Here is a 2,963-nt window from a genome sequence, read left to right on the forward strand (position 1 = left end):
TGAATCCGAGTCGCTGTCGCTGTCAGAGTCAGAGTCCGAGTCGCTGTCAGAGTCCGAGTCGCTGTCGCTGTCAGAGTCAGAGTCCGAGTCGCTGTCAGAATCAGAGTCGCTGTCACTGTCAGAGTCAGAATCAGAGTCGCTGTCAGAATCCGAGTCACTGTCAGAGTCAGAATCGCTGTCAGAATCAGAGTCGCTGTCTGAATCCGAGTCACTGTCAGAGTCAGAATCGCTGTCAGAGTCAGAATCGCTGTCCGAATCCGAGTCACTGTCCGAATCAGAATCGCTGTCAGAATCAGAGTCGCTGTCAGAATCCGAGTCACTGTCAGAGTCAGAATCGCTGTCCGAATCAGAGTCGCTGTCCGAATCCGAGTCGCTGTCCGAATCAGAATCGCTGTCCGAATCCGAGTCGCTGTCAGAGTCAGAGTCACTGTCAGAGTCCGAGTCACTGTCCGAATCAGAGTCGCTGTCAGAATCAGAGTCGCTGTCAGAATCAGAGTCGCTGTCAGAATCAGAGTCGCTGTCCGAATCAGAATCGCTGTCCGAATCCGAGTCGCTGTCAGAGTCAGAGTCACTGTCAGAGTCCGAGTCACTGTCCGAATCAGAGTCGCTGTCAGAATCAGAGTCGCTGTCCGAATCAGAATCGCTGTCCGAATCCGAGTCGCTGTCAGAATCAGAGTCGCTGTCAGAGTCACTGTCTGAATCCGAATCGCTGTCTGAATCCGAGTCGCTGTCAGAATCAGAATCGCTGTCCGAATCCGAGTCACTGTCAGAGTCCGAGTCGCTGTCTGAATCAGAGTCGCTGTCAGAGTCCGAATCGCTGTCAGAATCCGAGTCACTGTCAGAATCCGAATCGCTGTCCGAATCCGAGTCGCTGTCAGAGTCAGAGTCAGAGTCACTGTCAGAGTCAGAGTCGCTGTCTGAATCAGAGTCGCTGTCAGAGTCAGAATCGCTGTCCGAATCCGAGTCACTGTCAGAATCCGAATCGCTGTCAGAATCAGAGTCGCTGTCAGAATCCGAGTCACTGTCAGAGTCAGAATCGCTGTCAGAGTCCGAATCGCTGTCAGAATCAGAGTCGCTGTCAGAATCCGAATCGCTGTCCGAATCCGAGTCGCTGTCAGAGTCACTGTCAGAGTCCGAGTCACTGTCAGAATCAGAGTCGCTGTCAGAATCCGAATCGCTGTCCGAATCCGAGTCGCTGTCAGAATCAGAGTCGCTGTCAGAATCCGAATCGCTGTCAGAATCAGAGTCGCTGTCAGAATCAGAATCGCTGTCCGAATCCGAGTCGCTGTCAGAGTCAGAATCGCTGTCCGAATCAGAGTCACTGTCAGAATCAGAGTCGCTGTCTGAGTCCGAGTCGCTGTCGCTGTCAGAGTCAGAATCGCTGTCAGAGTCAGAATCGCTGTCCGAATCCGAGTCACTGTCAGAATCAGAGTCGCTGTCAGAGTCCGAGTCGCTGTCTGAATCCGAGTCGCTGTCAGAGTCAGAGTCCGAGTCGCTGTCAGAATCAGAGTCGCTGTCCGAATCAGAGTCGCTGTCAGAGTCCGAATCGCTGTCAGAATCCGAGTCACTGTCCGAATCCGAATCGCTGTCAGAGTCCGAGTCGCTGTCAGAATCCGAGTCACTGTCAGAGTCAGAGTCGCTTTCTAAACTATTATTTTTATCACTGTCATGAGCCCACCACAAAATTCCTGCTGCGGTTAGCGGTACAGATAACCATGCCCATGGAGATGCAGCTCCATCATGATAAAGCAATGGTTCGATACTATCGATATAACTATAAGTGATATGATCTAATAATGCCCCATTACTGTCAGTAAACTGTACCCACAGTAATTTATGATTATTGTCTTCAAAAACTAAACTATTATCAGTTGAATAATTACTACCGTTAAAGAAATCAATTATTACTATTTGTTCACCATTTTTTAAAGTAATAATTGCATTTCTACCGTCTTGTCTAATTTCAGAAACATCATCTTTATTTACTTTTATTAAAATAACTGATGCTTCGGAAAGAGAGACTGTATCCTTTGCTGTAATTTCTAAGGTTTCATGACTCTCCTTAGAAATCACCCTTATCTCAGACATATTTCTTCCCCTTCGTAGGATTATTTAATTAAACCAATCCAATTTAGAGCTCTTAAATTTTAATAAATAAGAAGAGCCCAAATTAAGGAATAAATTAGATAAAACAAAGGCCAACCTCAACGCACAAAGTAATTGTAAACATGAATTACATCACAAAAAATGCAATAACAATCAGTTTATTTATTAACCAAAATAAAACCCACATTATTAGTTATTATTTTTCAAAGAATTAGGGCTAGATTAAAATAAGAATATGCTTTTAATATTTTTATGTTTTAAAACACAAATAATAAAAACCACACATTTAAAACAAGATCTTATCTTTCTTAATATCTATATAGCTTTTAAACATTTAAAAACTATATAGATATATATTTATTTCACCTTTCTCGTAACGCTTCTTTGGCTTTGTTGAATGGTTTAAGTAAGTAATCGAGTACTGTTTTTTGACCTGTACGAATATCTACAGTTGCCACCATACCCGGTGTAATACCGTATGCCTGACCTTGTTTATTATAAAGCTTGTCGGAATCAGTGCGGATATAAACACGATAATAGAACTGGTCTTGTTTAACTTCATCACGAATCGTGTCTGGGGAAATAACCATAACCTTACCTTTTAAACCACCATAAATTGAGTAGTCATAGGCAGTAATCTTAACCAGCGCTTCTTGTCCCGGTCGAATAAACGCAATATCACGCGGTAAAATACGCGCTTCAATAAGCAACTGTTCATCAATCGGTACAATAGTCATCAACTTGCCATTTTGCGGAATAACTCCACCATGGGTAGTGACTGCAATTTCTTTTATGACACCACGTACTGGTGCTTTAAAAATAGCACGATCTAAGCTGTCACTACGACCCAGTACGAC

Annotated in this window: 2 protein-coding genes; both read right to left on the reverse strand. The window is 44.1% G+C overall.

The genetic code is table 11. From position 1 onward, the window contains the following. On the reverse strand, positions 1-2,088 hold a 2,088-nt coding region (locus tag ACXM0J_RS18655), incomplete at its 3' end, for a BapA/Bap/LapF family prefix-like domain-containing protein (RefSeq protein WP_479750730.1). A gap of 380 nt (positions 2,089-2,468) precedes the next feature. Continuing rightward, on the reverse strand, positions 2,469-2,963 hold a 495-nt coding region (locus ACXM0J_RS18660), incomplete at its 5' end, for a beta-barrel domain-containing protein (RefSeq protein WP_479750731.1).

The organism is Acinetobacter sp. GRABPA_MV_2, from assembly GCF_056725885.1.